The 21437-nt window shown below is 44.5% G+C and carries 23 protein-coding genes; 5 read left to right on the top strand and 18 right to left on the bottom strand.

The genetic code is table 11. From position 1 onward, the window contains the following. Positions 1-8: 8 nt before the first annotated feature. The 3 genes from FXO21_RS11735 to FXO21_RS11745 all read right to left on the bottom strand — a co-directional run bounded on the left by FXO21_RS11735 (position 9) and on the right by FXO21_RS11745 (position 2634). Complete coding sequence (locus tag FXO21_RS11735; RefSeq protein WP_149640243.1) at positions 9-191, bottom strand: Arc family DNA-binding protein; 183 nt, start codon at positions 189-191, stop codon at positions 9-11. 1 nt (position 192) lies between these two features. After that, complete coding sequence (locus FXO21_RS11740; protein WP_149640244.1) at positions 193-1056, bottom strand: SPFH domain-containing protein; 864 nt, start codon at positions 1054-1056, stop codon at positions 193-195. A gap of 129 nt (positions 1057-1185) precedes the next feature. Beyond that, the gene (locus FXO21_RS11745; protein ID WP_149640245.1) at positions 1186-2634 is read right to left on the bottom strand and encodes an energy transducer TonB; all 1449 of its coding nucleotides are present in this window, start codon (positions 2632-2634) and stop codon (positions 1186-1188) included. A 173-nt stretch (positions 2635-2807) separates the two neighbouring features. Here FXO21_RS11745 and FXO21_RS11750 point away from each other — a divergent pair, with 173 nt between their 5' ends. Both FXO21_RS11750 and FXO21_RS11755 read left to right on the top strand, forming a co-directional pair. Continuing rightward, positions 2808-3665 (top strand): UDP-2,3-diacylglucosamine diphosphatase, encoded by an 858-nt coding sequence (locus FXO21_RS11750; protein WP_149640246.1) that lies wholly within the window; start codon positions 2808-2810, stop codon positions 3663-3665. 1 nt (position 3666) lies between these two features. After that, a complete protein-coding gene (locus FXO21_RS11755) occupies positions 3667-4782 on the top strand; it encodes a glycosyltransferase family protein (protein WP_149640247.1) in 1116 nt (371 codons plus the stop codon). A 6-nt stretch (positions 4783-4788) separates the two neighbouring features. On the opposite strand, the gene FXO21_RS11760 is transcribed toward FXO21_RS11755, so the two are convergent. The 6 genes from FXO21_RS11760 to FXO21_RS11785 all read right to left on the bottom strand — a co-directional run bounded on the left by FXO21_RS11760 (position 4789) and on the right by FXO21_RS11785 (position 10740). Continuing rightward, positions 4789-5253, bottom strand: a complete 465-nt coding sequence (locus FXO21_RS11760) for an META domain-containing protein (protein ID WP_149640248.1) — start codon at positions 5251-5253, stop codon at positions 4789-4791. An 11-nt stretch (positions 5254-5264) separates the two neighbouring features. Further along, on the bottom strand, positions 5265-5843 hold the full coding sequence (locus FXO21_RS11765; protein ID WP_149640249.1) for a hypothetical protein: 579 nt from the start codon (positions 5841-5843) through the stop codon (positions 5265-5267). 2 nt (positions 5844-5845) lie between these two features. After that, the gene (locus tag FXO21_RS11770; RefSeq protein WP_225865657.1) at positions 5846-7144 is read right to left on the bottom strand and encodes an LVIVD repeat-containing protein; all 1299 of its coding nucleotides are present in this window, start codon (positions 7142-7144) and stop codon (positions 5846-5848) included. A 187-nt stretch (positions 7145-7331) separates the two neighbouring features. Beyond that, positions 7332-8564: a serpin family protein gene (locus FXO21_RS11775; protein WP_149640250.1), complete on the bottom strand. Its 1233-nt coding sequence runs from the start codon at positions 8562-8564 to the stop codon at positions 7332-7334. A gap of 117 nt (positions 8565-8681) precedes the next feature. Further along, positions 8682-10199 (bottom strand): outer membrane beta-barrel protein, encoded by a 1518-nt coding sequence (locus FXO21_RS11780; protein ID WP_149640251.1) that lies wholly within the window; start codon positions 10197-10199, stop codon positions 8682-8684. Next, on the bottom strand, positions 10171-10740 hold the full coding sequence (locus FXO21_RS11785) for an RNA polymerase sigma factor (protein WP_149640252.1): 570 nt from the start codon (positions 10738-10740) through the stop codon (positions 10171-10173). Before FXO21_RS11785 ends, FXO21_RS11780 begins: the two co-directional genes overlap by 29 nt. A gap of 282 nt (positions 10741-11022) precedes the next feature. Here FXO21_RS11785 and FXO21_RS11790 point away from each other — a divergent pair, with 282 nt between their 5' ends. Next, on the top strand, positions 11023-11319 hold the full coding sequence (locus FXO21_RS11790) for a muconolactone Delta-isomerase family protein (RefSeq protein WP_149640253.1): 297 nt from the start codon (positions 11023-11025) through the stop codon (positions 11317-11319). A 7-nt stretch (positions 11320-11326) separates the two neighbouring features. Here FXO21_RS11790 and FXO21_RS11795 read toward each other — a convergent pair whose 3' ends face one another. After that, positions 11327-11812: a GAF domain-containing protein gene (locus FXO21_RS11795; RefSeq protein WP_149640254.1), complete on the bottom strand. Its 486-nt coding sequence runs from the start codon at positions 11810-11812 to the stop codon at positions 11327-11329. A gap of 73 nt (positions 11813-11885) precedes the next feature. Between FXO21_RS11795 and purU the strand changes: the two genes are divergently transcribed. Then, on the top strand, positions 11886-12719 hold the full coding sequence (gene purU, locus FXO21_RS11800) for a formyltetrahydrofolate deformylase (RefSeq protein WP_149640255.1): 834 nt from the start codon (positions 11886-11888) through the stop codon (positions 12717-12719). Positions 12720-12861: 142 nt separating this feature from the next. Here the strand turns inward: purU and FXO21_RS11805 are convergent, their stop codons facing one another. The 8 genes from FXO21_RS11805 to leuC all read right to left on the bottom strand — a co-directional run bounded on the left by FXO21_RS11805 (position 12862) and on the right by leuC (position 20011). After that, entirely contained in the window at positions 12862-14019 is a 1158-nt protein-coding gene (locus FXO21_RS11805; protein ID WP_149640256.1) for a 2-isopropylmalate synthase, read from the bottom strand. 262 nt (positions 14020-14281) lie between these two features. Continuing rightward, complete coding sequence (gene leuB / locus FXO21_RS11810) at positions 14282-15352, bottom strand: 3-isopropylmalate dehydrogenase (protein WP_149640257.1); 1071 nt, start codon at positions 15350-15352, stop codon at positions 14282-14284. A gap of 18 nt (positions 15353-15370) precedes the next feature. Then, positions 15371-15703 carry a HepT-like ribonuclease domain-containing protein gene (locus tag FXO21_RS11815; protein ID WP_149640258.1) on the bottom strand — a complete coding sequence of 111 codons (333 nt, stop codon included), beginning with the start codon at positions 15701-15703 and terminating at the stop codon, positions 15371-15373. Next, positions 15700-15978, bottom strand: coding sequence for a nucleotidyltransferase family protein (locus FXO21_RS11820; protein WP_149640259.1), 279 nt, complete (start codon positions 15976-15978; stop codon positions 15700-15702). The genes FXO21_RS11815 and FXO21_RS11820 overlap by 4 nt, the downstream gene beginning before the upstream one ends. A 19-nt stretch (positions 15979-15997) precedes the next feature. Next, on the bottom strand, positions 15998-17554 hold the full coding sequence (locus FXO21_RS11825; protein WP_149640260.1) for an alpha-isopropylmalate synthase regulatory domain-containing protein: 1557 nt from the start codon (positions 17552-17554) through the stop codon (positions 15998-16000). 83 nt (positions 17555-17637) lie between these two features. After that, the gene (leuD, locus tag FXO21_RS11830) at positions 17638-18234 is read right to left on the bottom strand and encodes a 3-isopropylmalate dehydratase small subunit (RefSeq protein ID WP_149640261.1); all 597 of its coding nucleotides are present in this window, start codon (positions 18232-18234) and stop codon (positions 17638-17640) included. Positions 18235-18265: 31 nt separating this feature from the next. Continuing rightward, positions 18266-18532 carry a four helix bundle protein gene (locus FXO21_RS11835; RefSeq protein WP_149640262.1) on the bottom strand — a complete coding sequence of 89 codons (267 nt, stop codon included), beginning with the start codon at positions 18530-18532 and terminating at the stop codon, positions 18266-18268. A gap of 75 nt (positions 18533-18607) precedes the next feature. Further along, complete coding sequence (gene leuC / locus FXO21_RS11840; protein WP_149640263.1) at positions 18608-20011, bottom strand: 3-isopropylmalate dehydratase large subunit; 1404 nt, start codon at positions 20009-20011, stop codon at positions 18608-18610. 429 nt (positions 20012-20440) lie between these two features. On the opposite strand from leuC, the gene fbp reads away from it, so the two are divergent. Further along, entirely contained in the window at positions 20441-21436 is a 996-nt protein-coding gene (gene fbp, locus FXO21_RS11845; protein ID WP_149640264.1) for a class 1 fructose-bisphosphatase, read from the top strand. The last annotated feature ends 1 nt before the right edge of the window (position 21437 follow it).

Here is a 21437-nt window from a genome sequence, read left to right on the forward strand (position 1 = left end):
CATTTTCTTTATTCTTTTCCTTCCGCACCATTGTCACTATGCTTTTTCCCGCGTCGCTGTTTTTTCAATGCTTCGCTGAGCAGGTATTCAATCTGTCCGTTCAAACTACGAAAATCCTGCTGCGCCCAAACTTCGAGTTCTTTGAGCATTTCAGGATTTATCCGTAGTACAAAAGCCTTTTTTTCTGACATATCAGGGATACAAAGTACCGGCGTTCAAAATTGGAGTGGCTGCTTTTTCACCACATAATACTACCAACAAATTGCTTACCATGGCAGCTTTGCGCTCCTCATCCAGTTCCACAATTTGTTTTTCCGAAAGCATTGCAAGTGCCATATCCACCATACCGACAGCCCCGTTCACGATCTGCCGGCGCGCTGCTACCACCGCAGAAGCCTGTTGCCTTTGCAGCATTGCCCCTGCGATTTCAGGTGCGTAGGCCAGGTGGCTGATCCGTGCTTCGAGTACTTCCACTCCGGCGCGACTAAGCCGTTCTGTCAGCTCGCCTTCCAGCATTTCATTGATTTTACCGCTTCCGTCCCGCAGCGTAACTTCATGAACTGCAATATCATCGTCCTCCATACTGTCATAAGCATAAATCCCCGCAAGGTGGCGTACAGCCGCTTCCGACTGGATTTCTACATATTTCACGTAATCGTCCACCTCAAAGCAGGCTTTCACAGTGTCGCTGATCCGCCAAACTACAACTGCCGCAATTTCAATGGGGTTTCCGAGCTTGTCGTTTACTTTCAATTTCTGACCGTTCAGGTTTCTGGCGCGCAAACTGATCTTTTTCTTTTTAAATAATGGATTGATCCAGCGGAGCCCATTTTCTTTGACAGTTCCCTGGTAGTCGCCAAAAAATGTTGCGACTACGGCCTCATTTGGGTTAACGACCGTAAAACCCAGCAAGAAAAAGAATCCGGGGATGAAGAAGATCATGCCCAAAGCTGGATTGTCAAGCGAGCTCGCCAGGCCTACGCCTATAAACATCAGCAATATACCCAGGCCGAGCATTCCCGCGCCTGAATTGGAGGTTAGTGGTTTTTCATTCATAAGGATTGAGGTTGATATTAAAATGATATCACAATATCATCAAATCACGCCAATTTTCCACTACGTTTTGGTATAAAAAAATCCCAAAGCCGCTGAAAGGCATTGGGATAGGATAAATGGTTTTGTATGTTACTGGACCTGGAAGTTAATCGGAACATTATAGCGCACGCGCACCGGCTTGCCCCGCAAAATGCCGGGCTCCCAACTTCCATTCATTTTTTTAACGACACGAAGTGCTTCCTCATCCAGCCCGAATCCGGCGCTTTTTTCAACCTTATATTCGCAAAGACTGCCGTCCTCGCATACTACAAAAGAAAGTTGTACCCGTCCTGCAACGCCGCGACGGGCCGCGTCGGTCGGGTATACGATATTGCGGCCAAGAAACCTGTAAAATTCATTGATTCCGCCTTTGAACTGCGGACTGATCTGGGCCTTGGTATATTCAATTTGCTGTCCGTCCTGATAGGATATTCCCTTTTGCAATACCCCAAGCTCGTATGTTTCCTCATAAAATAAAGTGCTGTCTGCAAGCTTCCCCGTCCATTTATCATTTTTTGCGCCGGATATAACGCGGCCCTGTTCCGTCAGTAACCTTCCGTCGTAGGTCTTTTCAGTTGTTTTCCAATACCCGTCGCCGTCCTTGACAGTCTGTGTACCATCTTTTTCCCACGCATTTATGTATGCAACCTGCTCATTGTCGGTCTGTTTCGCAAGCAGCGTTTCTTTCACCGTTTTAATCTGGCCATTATCATACCATTTAATTTCCGTTTTCAGGCTGTCGGAAAAGAGCGTCATTTCGCGGACCATTCCTTTGAGGTCGTATTTTTTGTGCAGAGAGGCTTTGTTGTCCGCATTGTATTCAATATAGTCGAGCAGGCTGCCATTTGGCTGGAAAACTGCTTCCGCAGCGTGGCTGGCCATATTTTTGTCGCGGGCAGATATGGAATACGCTTGGATGGAATCAATCCCCTCACCCAGATAATCCGATTTAAACCACACATTATTTTTCGCAAATGCTGCTGTACCGATCGGTTTCCATTTGTTTCCCTGCTTTTGCTCGTATCTGACATCATTTGCGACATATCCCTTTTCGTCGAGAGGCAGCGTGCTTCGGTATTCTGCTTTTTTCAGATCAGTTGTCGGCGCGTATTTACTATCAAAATGTTCGGTAATGGAGTTGCTGGTACTATCGTAACTGCTTCTGGCGGCTGCTTTGAATGCGATAGGATAGGAAACAGACTGGCGAACAGCCTCGCCTTTTACCAACGCAGGTTTCCATGCACGAAACAACTTCACTACCCGAAGTGCCTCCTGGTTGCAAAGCGGATCAGTTCCACGAATTATCTCAACATTCGTCATCGTGCCGTCGGGCTCGACTATACCTTTTACGAAAACGCGGCTATTCAAACCTTTCACCGAGCTTTTGAACGGGATTTGCAGATTGGCATTGATAAACTGGTTGAAGTAGGATGATCCGCCGGCAGGTTCGGCGCTTTTTTCTACTTCGTGGGGCAGGTAAATCTTTTGTCCTATCGACTGAAAAGAGCAAAATAACAGAAGCGTAAAAAGTGATTTCATAGCTGGATATGCAGTTCTGGAAATATAAATATCTGACCTTTTTTCTTAAATAACCCAGGAGGACGTTAAGAAAAAGTTTGGAGTAAATCGTAGAAATAATTTCTTATCAAATCTTAACTTACTGATAACCTGATAGTAACATCCAGGTAATATAAAATGAGAAAATTTGTATCATGGGAGATACAACTCACTTTCGGACAATCATCATTTCTGACCTGCATTTAGGCGCGGGCGGTTCCAAGGCGGAAGAGGTAACCAGCTTTTTGAAAAGCTATACTTGTAAAAAGCTGATACTGAATGGCGACATTATTGACGCCTGGCAGCTTAAAAAGTACGGCGTCTGGAAAAAAAAGCACACAATGTTTTTCAAACGGGTGCTCAAAATGATTGAAGAACACAAAACGAAAGTCATTTACATTCGTGGCAATCACGATGATTTTCTTGATCAGATTATCCCACTGAGGCTTGGAAAGCACTTTCAGATCCGCAAAGATTATATTCTCAACTCAGGTACCCAGCGATTTTATGTCACGCACGGAGACGTTTTTGACTCTATCACAACCCATTTGAAATGGCTGGCGTACCTGGGAGATATGGGTTATACATTTTTGCTCTGGGTCAATAAGTTTTATAACAAGTACCGCGAATGGCGTGGACTGTCATATTATTCCTTGTCTCAAAAAGTGAAGCAATCCGTGAAGCTGGCGGTGAATTATATGACGGATTTTGAAGAAAAGCTCACAGAGCTGGCACGTTCCAGGAGTTGTGACGGTGTAATTTGTGGACACATTCACCACCCGGCGATCCGTGAAATAGACGGTATCATGTACATGAATTCCGGCGATTGGGTAGAGACGCTGAGCGCGCTGGTCGAAGATTTCGATGGTAACTGGAGTCTGCTGTACTATGATCAGCAGGCAATTGTTCAAAAACCTCTCAAAGCGGCGAAGGTTGCAGAGCAATTTCCGGTAGTTGAAAAACAGGTCGCCTTTACCGGATTTTTGACGGGAAGAAACCAACGGTATCTATAATATGAAAATCCTTTTCATGGTTCAGGGGGAAGGAAGAGGGCATTTGACCCAGGCGATCTCTTTGAGCCAGATTCTACGCCAGGCAGGGCACGAGATAGTCGGTGCAATGGTTGGAACTTCGCCCGGGCGGCAGATCCCGGCATTTTTTAATGAAGGCATCCGCACGAATGTGTTACATTTCGATGCCCCGAATATCATTTATAATGCGCAAGGCGGTGGCATGAACCTGCAAAGAACGATCTATACACACCTTTCCAATTTACCCAAATACCTCATGAGCCTCCGCAAGATCCATGAAGCGGTTAAACAAATAAAACCCGACCTGATCATCAGTTTTTATGATACCTACGGTGGTTTGTATAATCTGGTCTGCCGATCTCAGATACCGATGGTTTGCATTGCTCACCAGTACCTTTTGCTTCACCCAAAATTTGTTTTCCCTGAAAACAGCAAATTCAATCAATTCCTGATTAACCTTAATTCGAAATCGACGTCGTGGCTAGCCAAAAAACGACTGGCTTTATCGTTTAGGGAAATACCTTCACGGCAAGATCTAAATATTATTGTCGTTCCGCCGCTTTTGCGCCGTGAAGTGGCTTCACTCATTCCGACGAGTGGCGACTACCTGCTGGTATATATGACCCACCATAGTCTGAGCAAACAGATTATTGAATGGCATTGCAAGCATTCTGATGTGAAGCTTCATTGTTTCTGGGATAACCCGGATGCTTCTGATGAGTTTGCTTATGATGAAACACTGACTTTCCACCGGATCAATAGCGAGAAATATCTGAGTATGCTGGCCGGATGTCGTGGCTTGGTAACAACAGCAGGATTCGAATCGGTCTGTGAGGCAATGTACCTGGGTAAGCCCGTGATGATGGTGCCGGTACCCAACCACTTTGAGCAGGAGTGTAATGCTATCGACGGCGTGATTTCCGGCGCGGGTGTCACTTCGAAATCCTTTGATCTTTCGGTGCTTCTGGAATATTTGCCGAAACACATCGATCAATCTGCGAGGTTCCGCTCGTGGTATCGCCGGGGTAGTGCACTGTTTTTGGAGGAGATTGAGTCTTTTGCCGGCAAGCAGGTTCGTAAGGAAGGGATAAAAGCTTAATAGTTGCTATCGGACTTTCTTGAATACCAGCCGCGCTTTGCCGTTTTCGGGTGTTAGGGTGAGCCTCATTGGGCTGAGCTCATAATGATAAAATTCTGCTGACGTGAGCCAGGCCCTGCCACTCCACGAGGGCTCCCCGACCTTTGACCCTCCAAAACCCAAAATCCGGATATTACACCCGGGCGCAAGTTCATAAGAACCAGCAACACTATTGCTCAGCGTATGCCCCTCAATAGAACCCTTACTTGTATCATCAGAAAATGTGTAAATCACTCCTCTTGTGTTCTCCTGAGGATTCGATTCTGTCGCGCCGGTGGCTATATCCTGATAGTAGTCCAGCTTCCATTTGCCGGAAAGCGTATTGTCAGAAGTGCAAGGCAGTGGTCCGCAGCACAGATCCGAATCGGTACATTGCGAGGCTGTGGATACTAGCAGTAATAAAACCAAGAGAATTAGGGCAAGATTTTTCATTTTATCTAATGTTAAAAACTAAGTCCAATTCTTAGGCCAAGCCGATTGTAAGACCGACTTTCACTTCGCTCGGTTTGGTCCCAGAGCAGCGGTTTATCAACGTTTGCTTCCTGTCTTTTGTAAGAGATAGTAAATGTAAATGCGCCTTTTCCTTCCTTTCCACATCTGATTCCCACACCCGGATTGACCATTATCCCGCCGGTAGTTTTGAAACCATCGGGGTCGTCATGAAACCATGCGAATCCATAACCGGCGTCTATTGTGCCGAATATATTCACATTTCTCTTTTTTGTGAGGTCATGACGGAAACCGGCGGCGACTGGATTTATAAAGGCATTCTTGTACCAGTCGACACCAACTGTTATCCCTGCAGCTGTCTTTCGTGTGATCTGTACCCCGTTGAAAGTCTGCGCAGTGAGGCTTAGTTTGTTGTCGACAAGTTCCTGAGAAACATCATAAGGCATTGTATATTTCACCCTGCCGAACAATCCGCCCACTTCAGTATGGTTGATATATTTTTTTGCAAAAGGCGTTTGTGCCGCCAGTGGCCTTGCGACCAGCAGCATGATCCAAACTACAAGTCTTATCATGGTCAGATCGCTTTGTTTACCAGAATTTTACTAAGCAAACGAAGGTCGGACGGATTGGACGAATCATATTGATAAAACCCGTCTTTACCGATTAAAAACAGGGTTTTACCTAAGGAAATTACATCAAAAGCGTCCATATTTTTAAAATGGGCAATCTGGTTTTTATCAATTCCGAATTTGTCCTTCGCATTAAATAATTTAAGTCCATGTTCACCTTCACAGAGATAGAGTGTTGGAAAATCAATGCTCAATCCGTGCGGATTTTCCATTTGGTAGCTTTTAATGAGCTGAGGGGAAGAAGGGTTACTGACATCGACGAGATCAAGCTGATTTTGCGTTCCGGGACAGGCGCTTCCCGAACGGATCGTCACATAGGCAATGTCTCCGTGCACAACGACCGGATCGCAGGCTCTTCCATGCTGAAACGTGGAAAGCCGCTCGGGGGCTGCCGGGTTACTGTTATCATAAATGAACATACCAGTTGATGAGCCGATAAAAAGTTTGTTGTTGTAAGGGAATATCGTCTCAATTCCCCAGCCAATATTAACAGTAGCGAAATCTACCGGCTTTTTGGGGTTTGCAATATTAAAGAGGTGCAGCTGGTTTTGGCCGACCGCATATAAAAATTGCTGATGAAGTGCAAAGCGCGACATTGAGCCAGCCTGTCCGTTCGAATTTCCGGCTGATTGTGGTGCAGCGTTACTGGTATTAGAACTGAAAAAAGCCCTGTCAGCAACTGCCCAAATCCCTCCCCACCAGGAAATAGGCGTCACATTGTTCTCACAATCTACTGTAATGGTTTCGGTAACATACTCAACATTTTGATCGTTGATCGCTCCTATCGATTCATTTAAAGTCCAGGAACCGCCTTCGAAAAGCCCGTTTTTAAAAACATTTTTGACCCTTTCTATTTCTGTGGCATTCTCGGGATTTGTAATGTCCAGTGCTACCAGATCCGAAAAACTGTCGGCATAGAGGATATTGTCGCGGACTGCAATATCTCCATTTCCGGGGATCGAGATAAAAGAGACGAACCGCGGATTGGATTTATCTGCATTGTCGATGATATGTATGCCTTTTTTGATTTCATTGACAAAAAGATATTTGCCAAACACATACATCTTCCCCGGATTTTCAAGTGATTTGGGAGAAGCTGCTTTTACCTGTGTGCGCAGTTCCATCAACGAATGCGTCAGGTTGCTGAAACGGCGAACTACCCTGGTTTCTTTACATTGATCGTTGCATGACCAAAAGGCAGTTGCAATGAGCAGGAAGAAGAAATGTAGAAGTTTAGGTTTCATAAGGGTTAAGTTATAGGTTGGAATTGAGTCTACATATGACAGCCGGTTTTTGTAATTGGTTGGAACACAAAACAAAATCGTCCGACAGCAAAGCCCTCGGACGATAACGCACCCCGAAAATGTCAGCATAGCCGACATTTTTTATCTTTAATATTTTAGCCGGCCTTGAAGCGCCGGATGATGAATGCTATTTGCTGTCTGGATTTTTGATCCTCCCCATAAACAAAATAGTGTTGGATGTATTTTCACTGATGATCAGTCCAAACGGTTGGTCGCAGATGAATCTGGGCTCCTGAGGAGTTGTAGATGTCGGTACCATCCCGATCGATGTTACAGCCGCGGCTTCCGTCCCTTTTTCATCGATGGCCAGGTAAGCGTTTTGTTTAACAAAATCCACCTTCATAGGTGTGGACTGGCTTATTTTGCCAAATTGTGCTCCGTTTGAAAAAACCCTATTAATACCCATCTGCTGTAAAGTACTATTCAGGTTCGCCGAATAATCAAGGGTGAATTTTGGCAGGCCTACTTTGATATTGGTTTCAGAATTACCTGCAATGATTGATTTCCATTTAGCAGCGTCAATTTCGGATAATATTTGGTCGATCGTATTGGTGCCTGCCGGGAGCAGGAGTGTCATGCTGAACTGCCCGTTTCCATAAGGAAGTCGTACAGCACTGAACGAAGCATCGCCGTAGATTTTAAATGCTGACTTAATGTGCATCATCTTCACGGTCTTGCTGGAGCCATTCTCCAATTTAAATGGCATATCAACTGTTTCTTTCGGATCAAATCGCGCTTTCCAGTCTCCCTTGAAATAGAGTGCGTTCAGCAGGAACATGATATGATCAGGTTGTATCTCCTGAATCACACTTTTGATTTTTCCGTTTGTCTTATCGCTTGCCCATTGATTGATCCTGTCTTTGCTCGCATCGTCAAAAGGTAATCCGGTAATTTCAGCCTGAAAAGATTCTTTCAAAATATTCTGGAAGCTGGTTTCGACGTTCAGGCCGTTTTTGTACCAGATCGAATTGGCAAGCCCGAGCGTAACTCTGGAATCGGCAACGGGCAGATCGCGGATCAACGTGTTATACGCTTTATTTAGGTCTGAAAGGGAAACGCCCTGCATCTCCAATGCCTTCTGAACCTCCGCGGCCGACTCATTTTCGGCACCATTCAGCAGCATTCCCAGCGCCATGTGCAGGCTCAGCGGTGAAACGAAAAAGTTATCTGCGGCTGGCTGGCTTTCCTGAAGGCTGTGTAAAAAGTTAAAGGCAAACCTGCTGGATCCGTCTGCTATCTCTGATGGGATTTCGACAGGGTTAACCTCATTGGTAGGCGGCACGCCGTTGTCATTTGTACAGCCCATTGTAAACAGAGCAATTGCAAGCGGGGCGATAAATGCCTGGATCAAAGTTTTCATGGCTAATAAATGCTTGGGTATTGTAGGATTGGCTGGCAGAATTACAGCCTCCTTTTCAATGCATCAACACTTTTTAGATTCCAAAAGCCCTACTAAGGTTGGAATGGCTTTTAAATTTTAAAAGGAATATCTTACTCCCCAGGCCACTCCATACAAATATGGATGCGCATCAAGAGTTTGATTCGACCTGAATCCGGAAGAAATTGCCTTTTGATACGAGCCTGTAAGGTTAGCTTTCCATCTGCTTGACAGTCTGTAATTAAACCTCAAACCGGTCGTCGCGGCCCAATTCATGCTGCGGTAAACCTCATCGCTTGCCTTGGTAGTGATAATATCACCCGAAGCAGATTCCAGGTCGTTGCTGAGAAAGAAGTTGGCCATCATACCTCCTAAAATCGAATAACTCAATTTTTTGTCCGGATTTAATGTAAATCCAGCCTGAACTGGCATTTGCAGGTATTGATAATTGTTACTTACTTTTTTAGCAACGTCAATATAAACTGCTCCGTTGTTGAAATTTTTATCAGTTGGAAAAGAAGGTTTTGGAGATGCATCAGCGAAGGCATTTTCAAGTACGTTTGCTGATTGACTGTACGCATTCAAAAGATATCCGCCGCCCTCGTAAGACGAGTTCCCCTGCAAGTAGCTTAGCCCCAGCTCAACCGACCAGTGTTTAGACAGGCGAACTCCACCCTGCGTTTGCAAAGCGTAGGAAACACCAGCTTCGCTGGTACCCGTAACGGCTTTCCTGCTGGATAATGCCTGGTAGGCAAAGTCCTGAGGTGGCCGTTTGATTTGTACGTCAGGATTAAAGGAGGCCGGCATTACACCGATTCCTGCCCAATATTCCGTGTGCTTTTTAGGTTTTATCTCTTCTTCGGAGATCGCATTTGGTTTGAAAAATACATAGCGTTTCTGCAAATGAATATCCAGGTCGTTATAAGAACGGCCTGCGAGCATATTTACGGAGATAGTATTTTCCGCTGCATCTTCTTGTGAAGCAATCTTGTTTTGATTATCGGCAAGTATCACAGCAGGCAGGTTCGCCGGGTTATTTTGCTGATTTTGGCTCAGAGCAATGACAGGCTCGTTGGCACTGGTCTCACGAGTTGCCCGCCTGTCCGATTTCGCTACTGCTTTTTCCGGTTTAAACTGGTTCACAGATGAAGCAGCGTAATTTTTGTCAGCATTTCGTCCTGACTTTCCAGCAGCAAGTACTTCATTTTTAGTTGCACTAACATGTTCAGAGTGAGCCGCTTCATCCTTGCCGGCATTTTCAGCGATAACGTTATTTTTTTCCTGGTCTGCTGGAATGCTTTGATCAGAGGCGGGGCCTTTTGCTATCTGGGGAGTAGCAGCAGATCTGTCGGCGGCGATCTCCGCGCGCTCAGAACCGCTATTTTTGATATCAGAATACCAAAATCCTGCACCTACAACCAGCAGGGCCGCAACAGAAGCGGCTGCCAGCCAGAGCTTTTTAGATTGCCACCAAAGCGGAAGAACAGTTCCTTTTTCACTTTCCTCATCAAGGTGCGCTTCAATATTTTCCCAGATTGATTTGGGAGGGGTTTCAGAAGCCTCGCTCAATGCCTTTCGCCACTGTTCTTCAAAATTGTTTATTCCGGACGGATCCATCGTCAAATTTCGTTTCCTTATTTAATTTTTGTTGAAGAAGCGTTCGTGCCCTCGCGTATTGCGATTTGGAAGTTCCTTCTGAAATGCCCAGCTTTTGAGCGATTTCGTTGTGTTGATAACCTTCAATAGCATACAGGTTAAAAATCGTTTGACACCCTGGCGGTAATTCCCTGACCAGTTCCAGCAGTTGCTGCAGTTGAAAATTCGCTAGTGTAAACTCTCTGTCTGCGATGCCATTATGGTGGTAATCAATATCGTCAAGCTCCTTCAGGTATTTTTGCTGCCTTAAGTGGTTCAGCGCTGTATTTACTACTACAGAACGCAACCAGTATTCCAATGGGCTATCACCCCTGTAAGAATCTATATTTTCGTAAATCTTTATAAATGCGTCCTGCAGCACATCTTCTGCATCTGCTCTGTTTTTAGTATACCGGAGACAAATAGCGAACAACTTTCCCCCAAAAACATCATATAATTGTTTTTGAGCGATCCGGTTGCGCTGTTTGCAGCCTCTCACCAATTCCTGTTCGTTAAAGGTCATCCGAAGTTTAGGGGTGCTTCGTTCGGTTTATGGATTAAAATCAGCACGCCTACCCAAAGATAGTTGAATACTGGTTTGCTATGGCTGGGTTTGAAATACTGAAAACCGCAATCCGTACGGGATACGACACCCATGCAATGGAGAAGGTTGGAAAAGTCAGGAAACTTTCTTCAAAATAACGGTATCTCATTTTCAGGAACTAATAAGTGATCCCTACGATTTTATTACCAGGTCACACACGAAAACGAAGTATTTATTTGTAAACCTAACCGCTATCGAATTATGAGCCAATATATGGTTGAAATACAGCTTCCTGCGGTAATGTCGGAGGATTTCACGGCGAAAATACCAGCTCAGGAGAAAAAGATCAATGAACTGATGGAGCAGGGAAGGATGATGTCGTATGCATTGTCGGATGATTATTCCAGGCTTTGGTGCGTAGTCAGGGGAGAAAGCGAATTCGAAGTAATGTCGCTGGTTTCGGAGTTTCCTTTGATAGATTATATGGATCCCAAGATTACAAAGCTAATGTTCAACAACGTGGTTGCTTTAAGGCTTCCGATATTCTCCTTGAACTGATTAGGTATTATAATTTTCTTTCCAGAAGTTTTAAAATTTCACCGAGGCTTTTTGCATCGGCTGCTGAAAAATCATCCAGCTTATCGCTATCTACATCTAAAATCATTGCTACGGTGCCATTCCGGTGAAAAACAGGCAGTACAATTTCTGATTTTGAATCGGAGCTGCATGCAATGTGGCCTGGAAACTGCTCTACGTCAGGGACGATAATAGTCTCTTTTCGTGAATAGCTCGCGCCGCAAACGCCCTTGTGGAAGGGAATGCGCGTGCAGGCAATAGGTCCCTGGAACGGGCCAAGCACGAGCTGTCCTTCCTTTACAATATAAAATCCGACCCAGAAAAACCCGAGGGCCTGTTTTAAGGCAGCTGCAATATTTGACAGGTTCGCTGTGAGGTCACTTTCATGCTCAATCAATGCATGGATCTGAGGTGTTAGCACATTATAGATGTCTGCGCGATCGGTGTCTTTGGGAATTATCAGTTCTTCTGCCATTGAATAGTAGATTATCGAGATTACCTAACAGAAATTTTCTGATATTGGTTACCGAACAACAGTAAACAGTTAAATGATTCAAAAACATATTCTGCTGATGGACGGCCCGGATCATAAGGGGTTGATTTATCAGGTTACCCGCATCCTCTTTGAGCACAACCTAAATATCATCCGAAATGATGAATATGTAAGTCCGTCCAAATATTTTTTCATGCGGACCGAATTTGAGGGTGAAACAGAAGCAAACGAATTATTAGAAGTACTTCAAAAGGAGCTGCCCGCAGGATTGAACCTTCGCATTAACCCCAAGAAGAAAAAGGATATCGTTCTGCTGGTGACCAAGGAACATCATTGCCTGGGCGAACTTTTGATCAGATATGCATTCGACGAGCTGGATGCAAATATTCTGGCAGTAATAAGCAACTATAATAAGTTACAGCCACTGGTAGGCAAATTTGGAATACCCTTTCATTTTATTTCGCACGAAGGCAAATCCCGCGAAGAGCATGAAGAGGCGATCCTGAGAACACTTGAGGTTTACCAACCAGAATACCTGGTTCTGGCTAAATATATGCGCATTATCACGCCATCATTTGTCAACCATTTTCCCGACAAAATTATCAATATCCACCACTCGTTTCTGCCTGCATTTATCGGGGCAAACCCTTATAGGCAGGCTTACGACAGGGGGGTGAAAATCATCGGTGCAACCGCACATTTCGTAAATAATGATCTGGATGAAGGACCGATTATAGCGCAGGACGTGAAGTCAGTGGATCATCGGCAAACCGCGTCGGATATGGCAACTTTGGGGCGTGATACGGAAAAAGCAGTGCTTTCGAAGGCACTCAAACTGGTTTTTAACGATAGGGTTTTTATTCACAATAACCGGACGATTATTCTTTAGGGCAAAGAAAAAAGCCCTTAGTCAGAATCACCGAGGGCTTTTTGCAATCTGATGGATGTTATTGAATATGTAATGTTACAAATAAATCTTTAAAACATCAAATTCAGATTCAAGGAGTTAACCATTTCTAAGGATATTCTAATTAAACCGGAATAGCGGTTTTTGCAAGGTCTACCAGGTCCGCATCGTTCACTTCTTTCTTTAAATCGGCCACTTCCAGAAATCTCGTATACAATTCGTCGAGGGCCGGTTTGTCAAAGCTGAAACCCAATAACTCAAATCGGTGCTTCAATGCGTGGCGACCGCTTCTTGCAGTCAGCAAAATATCGGATTTATCAACACCCACATCCTGCGGGCTCATGATTTCATAGGTTAAGTTATTCTTCAAAAATCCATCCTGATGGATTCCAGAGGAGTGCGCAAATGCATTCCGCCCCACAATCGCTTTGTTAGCCTGAACGGGCATGCGCATCATTTTGGAAACCAGCTGGCTTGTCGGATAGATAAATTCGGTATTGATACCAGTTTCCAATCCCAGTTCTTCCTGATGCACTTTCATTGCCATCACCACTTCTTCCAGAGAAGTATTTCCTGCACGTTCGCCGATTCCGTTAATGGTAACCTCCACCTGGCGGGCACCCTGAGTAATACCTGCCAGTGAATTGGCAGTGGCAAGACCAAGGTCATTGTGGCAGTGGATTGAAATTGTCGCCTTATGAATATTAGATACGTGTTCGAATATGTACTTGATCCTGTTGCCATATTGCTCAGGCAGACAGTATCCCGTTGTATCCGGAATGTTTACCACCGTTGCGCCAGCTGCAATAACGGCTTTAACAAGTTGGGAAAGAAAAGCAAGATCCGCGCGGCCTGCGTCTTCGCAATAAAATTCAACGTCTTCGATTTTAGATTTGGCGTATTTGGTAGCAGCTACCGCCCTTTCCAATATCTTTTCACGGGTTGTATTGAATTTGTGCTGAATATGAATGTCGGAAGAACCAATGCCGGTATGGATGCGGCCGCGATCGGCAAACTGCAACGCATTGGCAGCAGCGTCGATGTCGCCCTGAACTGCCCTTGACAATGCGCAGATGATAGGTTCACGAACAACTTTCGAGATTTCTACCACAGATCTGAAATCACCAGGGCTGGATACCGGAAATCCCGCTTCGATAATATCCACTCCCAGCTTTTCGAGTTGACTCGCTACAACGATCTTTTCTTCTGTGGTCAATTGACTGCCAGGTACCTGCTCGCCGTCTCTCAAAGTTGTGTCGAAGATCTGAACTCGATTACTCATTGGTGGGTATTAATAATTAAATGGATACGAATTTAATAATTTTTGAATAATATAAAACCCCTTCCTGTGGAGGAAAGGGTTCGAAATGAAATCCAAACATAACCTTTTCCCGTGTCACAGAACTAGAAGAATGAGGAGGCCAAAGTTTCTGTTTAGTGCGTTCATTGGTAAAAGCGAAAATTCGCTGACAACTGTTTTATATTGCAAAGAAAGCAGAAGTTTTGATTGTAACAAATATTGTTTGGCAAAACTTCGGTTCCTTTTATAATCTTTTCAAAAGCTCAATTCCGGCGGCCTGCGTGTTCAATATCTTATCTGAGGCGGTTGTTGCATCCGCAATATCCTTCGTGCGGAACCCGTCTTTAAGTAATTGATCGACAGCTGAAATGATCGAATCGGATTCTTCTTTCAAGCCGAACGAAATGTCGAGCAATAGCGCTGCGGAGAGTACAGAAGCCAGGGGATTCGCGATTCCTTTGCCGGTGATATCGTGAGCCGATCCGTGAATTGGTTCGTAAACCCCGGTGCTGTCCCCAACTGATGCCGACGCAAGCATACCCATTGAACCGGCGATCTGGCTTGCCTCGTCAGTGAGGATATCTCCGAACAAATTTGCAGTAACTACTACATCAAAACGGCGCGGATCTTTGATCAGCATCATCGCGGCGGAATCTACAAACTGGTGCTCCACTTCAATGTCGGGGTATTCAGGTGCAAGCGCCTGAACAACTTCGCGCCACAAACGGCTTGTTTCCAGTACATTGGCCTTATCTACTGAGCAAAGTTTTCCTCTTCTGGTACGTGCTGCTTCAAACGCTTTACGAGCAATTCTTTCTACTTCGTAGCGACTGTATTCCGCGATATCGTAGGCCGTGTCGTTATTGTTTTTGCGGCCTTTTTCGCCAAAGTAAATGTCTCCGGTTAATTCACGAAAGAAAAGAATGTCCGATCCTTTCAGGATTTCGGGTTTGATCGAAGATGCGCCCAAAAGCTCATCGAACAATTTAATAGGTCTCAGATTCGCATACAGACCCAATTCTTTACGCATTTTCAACAGGCCTTGCTCCGGGCGAACTTTGGCTGTTGGATCATTATCATATTTAGGGTGACCAACGGCGCCGAACAAAATAGCGTCCGAAGCGCGCATTTTCGAAAGTGTTTCGTCGGGAAGCGGATTGCCGGTCGCTTCAATGGCGGCATGCCCCATTAATGCTTCATCATAGATGAATTCGTGCCCGAATTTTTCGGCAATTTTCACAAGAACACTTTTTCCGACCTCAGTAACTTCCTGCCCGATTCCATCACCGGGAACAATTAGAATATTTTTTTTCATTAACTATTGAATTGATAATCAGTAAACTATTTGACTTAATTTTTGCAGAAGCCGCGGTAGGTCTTCCTTGACTGTTGCGAATATAGTAGCGGGGGAAATTCCAAAATATTCATGGATTAGCTTATTACGCATTAATTTCATCAGTCTCCATTCAATTTCCGGATAAGATTCTTTCAATTTTTCGGAAATCTTGGTAGCTGCCTCGCCTATGATTTCGAATCGTCGATAAACGGCATCCTGTAATAGTAAGCTCGCCTCAAAATCTGATTCAGTTTTTCCTTCCAGGTATTCCTGAATGATTTGTATTGATTGAATAATATCGTCGATATATACGCTGTCATCACGTATCATATCAGTTGAATTAAATCTTTGAAAATGTGACGTTGGATTGATGGTTTTACCGCCTTGTATTCAACGAGATCTATTTTTCTGTTATAAATAGACCCCAGCTCATCTTCAATCCGCAGTATATCAAACATGGTAAGGTTATTTCCCTCGATCAATAAATCGATATCGCTTTCATCATTCTCCTCATTTCTCGCAAAAGACCCGAAAATTGCCGCCCGTGTTATTTTTTTTTGCAAAAGATAACTTGTCAGATTTTTATATAATTCCGGCTTTTTCATGGTCTCAAAACTAATGTTTTTAGTTTAAGGGAGAAAGTAAAGGGACATCATTCGGTACGCCAATCAAATTCAGCATTTTTTGTGTTGCCATAATTGCCGAGAAGGTCTGGTCTGAATCTAATCCCCTCGTTTTCACTTCCTTACCATTGATCTCCCACGTAATAATTGTCTCACAAAGCGCATCGGTCTTTCCACCTGGCGGGATTCGCACAGTGTAGTCCGTCAGCATTGGCAAACTGATTCCTTTTTGAAAATAGATCTTTTTCAGGGCATTCATAAACGCATCATACTGACCATCGCCCTGCGCATTTTCCTCGAAGACTTCATCACCAAACTTAATCTGCAAAGTTGCTGATGGTTTGAGGTTTTTCGAATGGGTCAGAACGTAGTTGACAATCACCACTTTTTCCTCAATAGCATTACTATCGAGAATATCGGAAATGATGTAGGGCAGGTCTTCCGGGGTTACAGCTTCTTTTCTATCACCAAGCTCAATAATACGCTGGGTGACTTTTTTCAGATCAGCATCGGAAAGTGTGATACCCAGATCACGCAGGTTGTTTTCGATATTCGCTTTTCCTGAGGTTTTTCCGAGCGCATATAAGCGCTGGCGTCCAAACCGCTCTGGCATTAGTTTGCTGAAATAGAGATTATTTTTCTTATCTCCGTCAGCATGTATCCCGGCAGTTTGCGTAAAAACACTTTCTCCTACAATCGGCTTATTGGAAGGAATCCTGATGCCAGAGAAAGTCTCAACTATTTTGCTGATTGTGTACAGGGACCTTTCGTTCACGGAGGTTTTATAGCCCGGCATCATATCATTGAGAACGGCGATCGTGCTGGCGAGTGGGGCATTGCCGGTGCGTTCGCCCATTCCGTTAACTGTCAAATGCAGGCCACGTGCTCCTGCCCGCAAGGCTTCCATCACATTGGCAATGCTTAGGTCGTAATCATTGTGTGCATGAAACTCGAAATGCTGGTTGGGATAACGATCAACAATCTGTTTCACAAAAGAATAGGACTCTGCTGGTGTCAAAATGCCGAGCGTGTCGGGCAGCAAAATTCTTTTGACAGACTGAGTAGAGAGAAAATCCAATGCTTCAAACACATATTCCGGAGAGCTTCGCATGCCATTGCTCCAATCCTCCAAATAAACATTGCAATCAATGCCCTTAGAATCGGCAAGCTCAATTACCGCCCTGATATCGGCAAAATGATTGGCCGGAGATTTTTTGAGCTGGTGCGTCAGGTGATTAAGCGAACCTTTGGTCAGCAAGTTCATAACCCTGGCACCGGCTTCCAGCATCCAGTTAATGGAAGCATCGCCGTCCACGAAGGTCAGTACTTCAATTTTATCAAGAAAACCATTCAATCTTGCCCAGTCGGTAATCTGCTTCACTGCCTGAAATTCACCTTCGGACACACGTGCCGACGCGATTTCAATGCGGTCCACCTTCACTTCCTGTAAAAGCACCTGGGCAATGGTCAGTTTCTCTGACGCAGAAAACGACACTCCGCTGGTTTGTTCACCATCGCGTAATGTCGTGTCCATTATTTCTATATAGTGACTGTCCATATGGCTGTCAGCTACTTGCTGTCAGCTGTTAGCGATTAGCATTTAAAGAAAGCTAATTGCTAATCACCGACAGCTGATAGCCTTTAATATAATCTCTCTTTTTCGAACCCTCTGATTTCTTCCTTCATTGCCTGCAGGTAATCGATGTCGTCGAAACCGTTAATCATATTGTGTTTTTTATAACCGTTGATATCGAACGATTCCTGTTCGCCGGTCGACACAATGGTAATAGTCTGGTCGGGAAGATTTACTTCAAGCTCAGCTTTCGGATCAGCTTCGATAGCGAGGAAAATTTTATTCAAAAATTCCGGACTCACCTGCACGGGTAATATTCCGATATTGAGTGAGTTACCTTTGAAGATATCTGCAAAAAAGCTCGAAACGACGCATCGGAAACCGTAATCGTATATTGCCCAGGCAGCATGCTCACGGCTGGACCCGCTACCAAAGTTGCGGCCGCCTACCAGGATTTTTCCAGAGTAGATCGGATTATTCAAAACGAAATCCTCCTTGGGCGTATCATCGCCATTGTACCGCCAGTCTCGGAACAGGTTATCACCAAATCCTTCTCTTTTTGTCGCTTTCAGGAAACGGGCAGGGATAATCTGGTCGGTGTCGACGTTCTCTATTGGTAAGGGAACGGCGGTGCTCTTTAATATTGTGAATTTATCGTAGGCCATTGTTTTAATGCTTTACGCTTTAAGCCTTAAGCTATAAGCTTTTATTGATAGTTTTTTCCAAATGATAAAGCTTACGTTTTATCATATTTATTTTTTGATCGAGAAGCAAATAATCGGTTTCATGTAAATAAGTTAAGTCGCGACAAAGCATTAGCAAGTACTCCACTTCATGTGCCGAACCTAACGAGATATGAATAAATCTGGCAAACTCGGGATCCGTTTTTCTGCCACATCCTTCTACTTCCATAACAAATTCATGCCCTATTTTCCAGACCTCATATTTTTTGAAATCTCTCATACCATACAAGTGTGTGTCATTTCTATTTTCGGAAGCTACGCTTAAAGCATAGTGCTTAAAGCGTACCGCCTAAGCTCAAAGCAACTCCCTGGGATCCGTCACAACTCCCGTCACTGCTGCTGCTGCTGCCACTAACGGACTGGCCAGAAGCGTTCTCGCGCCCGGACCCTGACGGCCTTCGAAGTTTCTGTTGGAAGTACTTACTGCGTATTTTCCAGCCGGGATTTTGTCATCGTTCATGGCCAGACAAGCTGAGCAGCCAGGTTGACGAAGTTCAAAACCAGCTTCTGTCAGGATATCGAGAATTCCTTCTTCCCTGATTTGAGCTTCAACAATATGTGAACCAGGGACAACCCAGGCAGTTACGTTATCAGCCTTCTTGCGGCCTTTCACGATTGATGCAAATGCACGGAAATCTTCAATACGACCATTTGTGCAGCTGCCGATGAAAACGTAATCGATTTTCTTTCCGAGCATGGATTCGTTTTCATGGAAGCCCATGTAATTCAATGACTTATCAAAAGTAGCCTTGCCGCCTTCTACCTGATCAGCAGTCGGGATCGCTCTGGAGATTCCCTGGCCCATACCTGGGTTGGTTCCATAAGTGATCATCGGCTCGATTTCCGAGGCATCAAAAGTATATTCTTTATCGAAAACTGCATCAGAATCTGTTTTGAGCGTTTTCCAGTAAGCCAGTGCTTTCTCCCATTTCTCACCTTTCGGTGCCTGGTCGCGGCCTTCAATGTAATCAAATGTAGTCTGGTCAGGAGCGATCATACCGCCGCGTGCACCCATTTCGATGCTCATATTGCAGACGGTCATACGGCCTTCCATACTCATATTTTCAAAAACGTCACCGGCATATTCAACGAAATAGCCTGTTGCACCGGCAGTTGTCAGTTTTGAAATAATAAAAAGAGTTACATCTTTCGGAGTAACTGCCTTGCCCAAAACACCATTTACGTTTACACGCATTTTCTTAGGCTTAGGCTGCATGATGCATTGCGAAGAAAGTACCATTTCCACTTCGGAAGTACCGATTCCGAATGCGATAGCGCCGAAAGCACCATGGGTAGAAGTGTGCGAATCGCCGCAAACGATCGTCATACCTGGAAGTGTAATGCCATTTTCCGGCCCTACAACGTGTACGATTCCGTTTCTTGCATTACCCAGTCCCCAGTGCGAAATACCATATTTGGCAGAATTGGTTTCCAGTGCTTTAAGCTGATTTGCAGAAAGCGGATCCTGTACCGGAAGGTGCTGATTGATCGTTGGCGTATTATGATCCGCCGTCGCAAAAGTGCGTTCAGGATACATTACGCCGATGTTTCTGGTTTCAAGTCCAAGAAATGCAACCGGGCTGGTTACCTCATGGATAAAGTGACGGTCGATGAAAAATACATCCGGACCATCTTCAATTTTACGTACAACGTGTGCGTCCCACACCTTGTCGAAAAGGGTACTTGCTTGATTACTCATTTTGTCAGATTAAATTTCGCCATTTCAAAACTGGCTTTAAAGAACTAAGCGAATGACTATTACTTCTTTAAAGGAGAATTGAGAATACAAATTAGCACATATTCAGGCGAATAGTGATAACGGGAAAGGTTCAAAAAACAGTGATTTTAGTTTAAAGATGCTATTTGAGCGGAAATCTTTATTTTAGTTGAAGGCGAGCACCGCTGCAATTACTTGACTTGTCTTTTAACGAATGAGGATTCTCCGATGTCAAGCTGGCGACTTTTAAAATTAATTCTATGCGATCTAAATTGCTCACCCTTAGGACAAAACAAGTATTTAATTGAGATAAAATCATAATTTATTTTTAAAATATTTTATTAGCGAAATGCCTTTGAATTGTAAAAAATGAAGACGTAAATTTCACTATTCAAATATTTCTTCGCGACTATGATCATCAAAACTGCCCAGGAACTTGCCTTGCCCGTCGGTGTCACGCTCGACCGGTTCATTATGCACAGTCAAAGTGCGTTTCCTTATGCGACTGGCGAGCTTTCGCAGCTTTTGCGGGATATTGCATTGGCGGGAAAGATCATAAACAGGGAGATTAACCGGGCCGGGCTGATAGATATTGCGGGAGGAAGCGGAACCGAGAATGTGCAGGGAGAGAATCAGCAAAAGCTGGATATCGTTGCGAATATCCGTTTCATAAGAGCTTTGAAAAACGGAGGTGAAGTGTGCGCGATCCTATCAGAGGAAGATGAAGACATTATACACACCGGGAACGACCACGGGAAATATGTAGTAGCGATGGATCCGCTCGACGGGTCTTCCAATATCGACGTCAATGTCTCAATCGGTACCATATTCTCGATTTACAGAAGGGTGACCCCGATCAACGGGCCTGCTTCGATAGAAGATTTTTTGCAGGGCGGGCGCAGGCAGGTCGCTGCGGGCTATATATTGTATGGTTCATCCACCATGCTTGTTTACTCAACCGGCGATGGTGTGAACGGATTCACGTTTGATCACTCGCTCGGTGAATTTATCTTATCCCACAAAAACATTTACTCACCGTCAACAGGCAGTATTTACTCGGTGAATGAGGGGCATTACCATAGTTATCCTGCATTTGTTCAAAAGTATATTGAGCAGTGCAAATCTTATAATTACAGTGCGCGTTACATAGGCTCTCTGGTCGGTGACTTTCACCGTAATCTGCTCAAAGGAGGCATTTATCTTTATCCTTCCACCCAAAAAGACCCGAAAGGAAAGCTGCGGCTGCTCTACGAATGCTACCCCCTGGCTTTTATAATAGAACAATCGGGCGGAAAAGCGAGTGACGGTTTTGGGTGCATTCTTGATATTGTGCCGACCTCTTTTCATCAAAGATCCCCAATTTACATTGGTTCAAAGGAAATGGTCGAAGGAGTTGTAAAAGCCTGAA

The sequence above is a fragment of the Dyadobacter sp. UC 10 genome (assembly GCF_008369915.1).
Lineage (GTDB): Bacteria > Bacteroidota > Bacteroidia > Cytophagales > Spirosomataceae > Dyadobacter.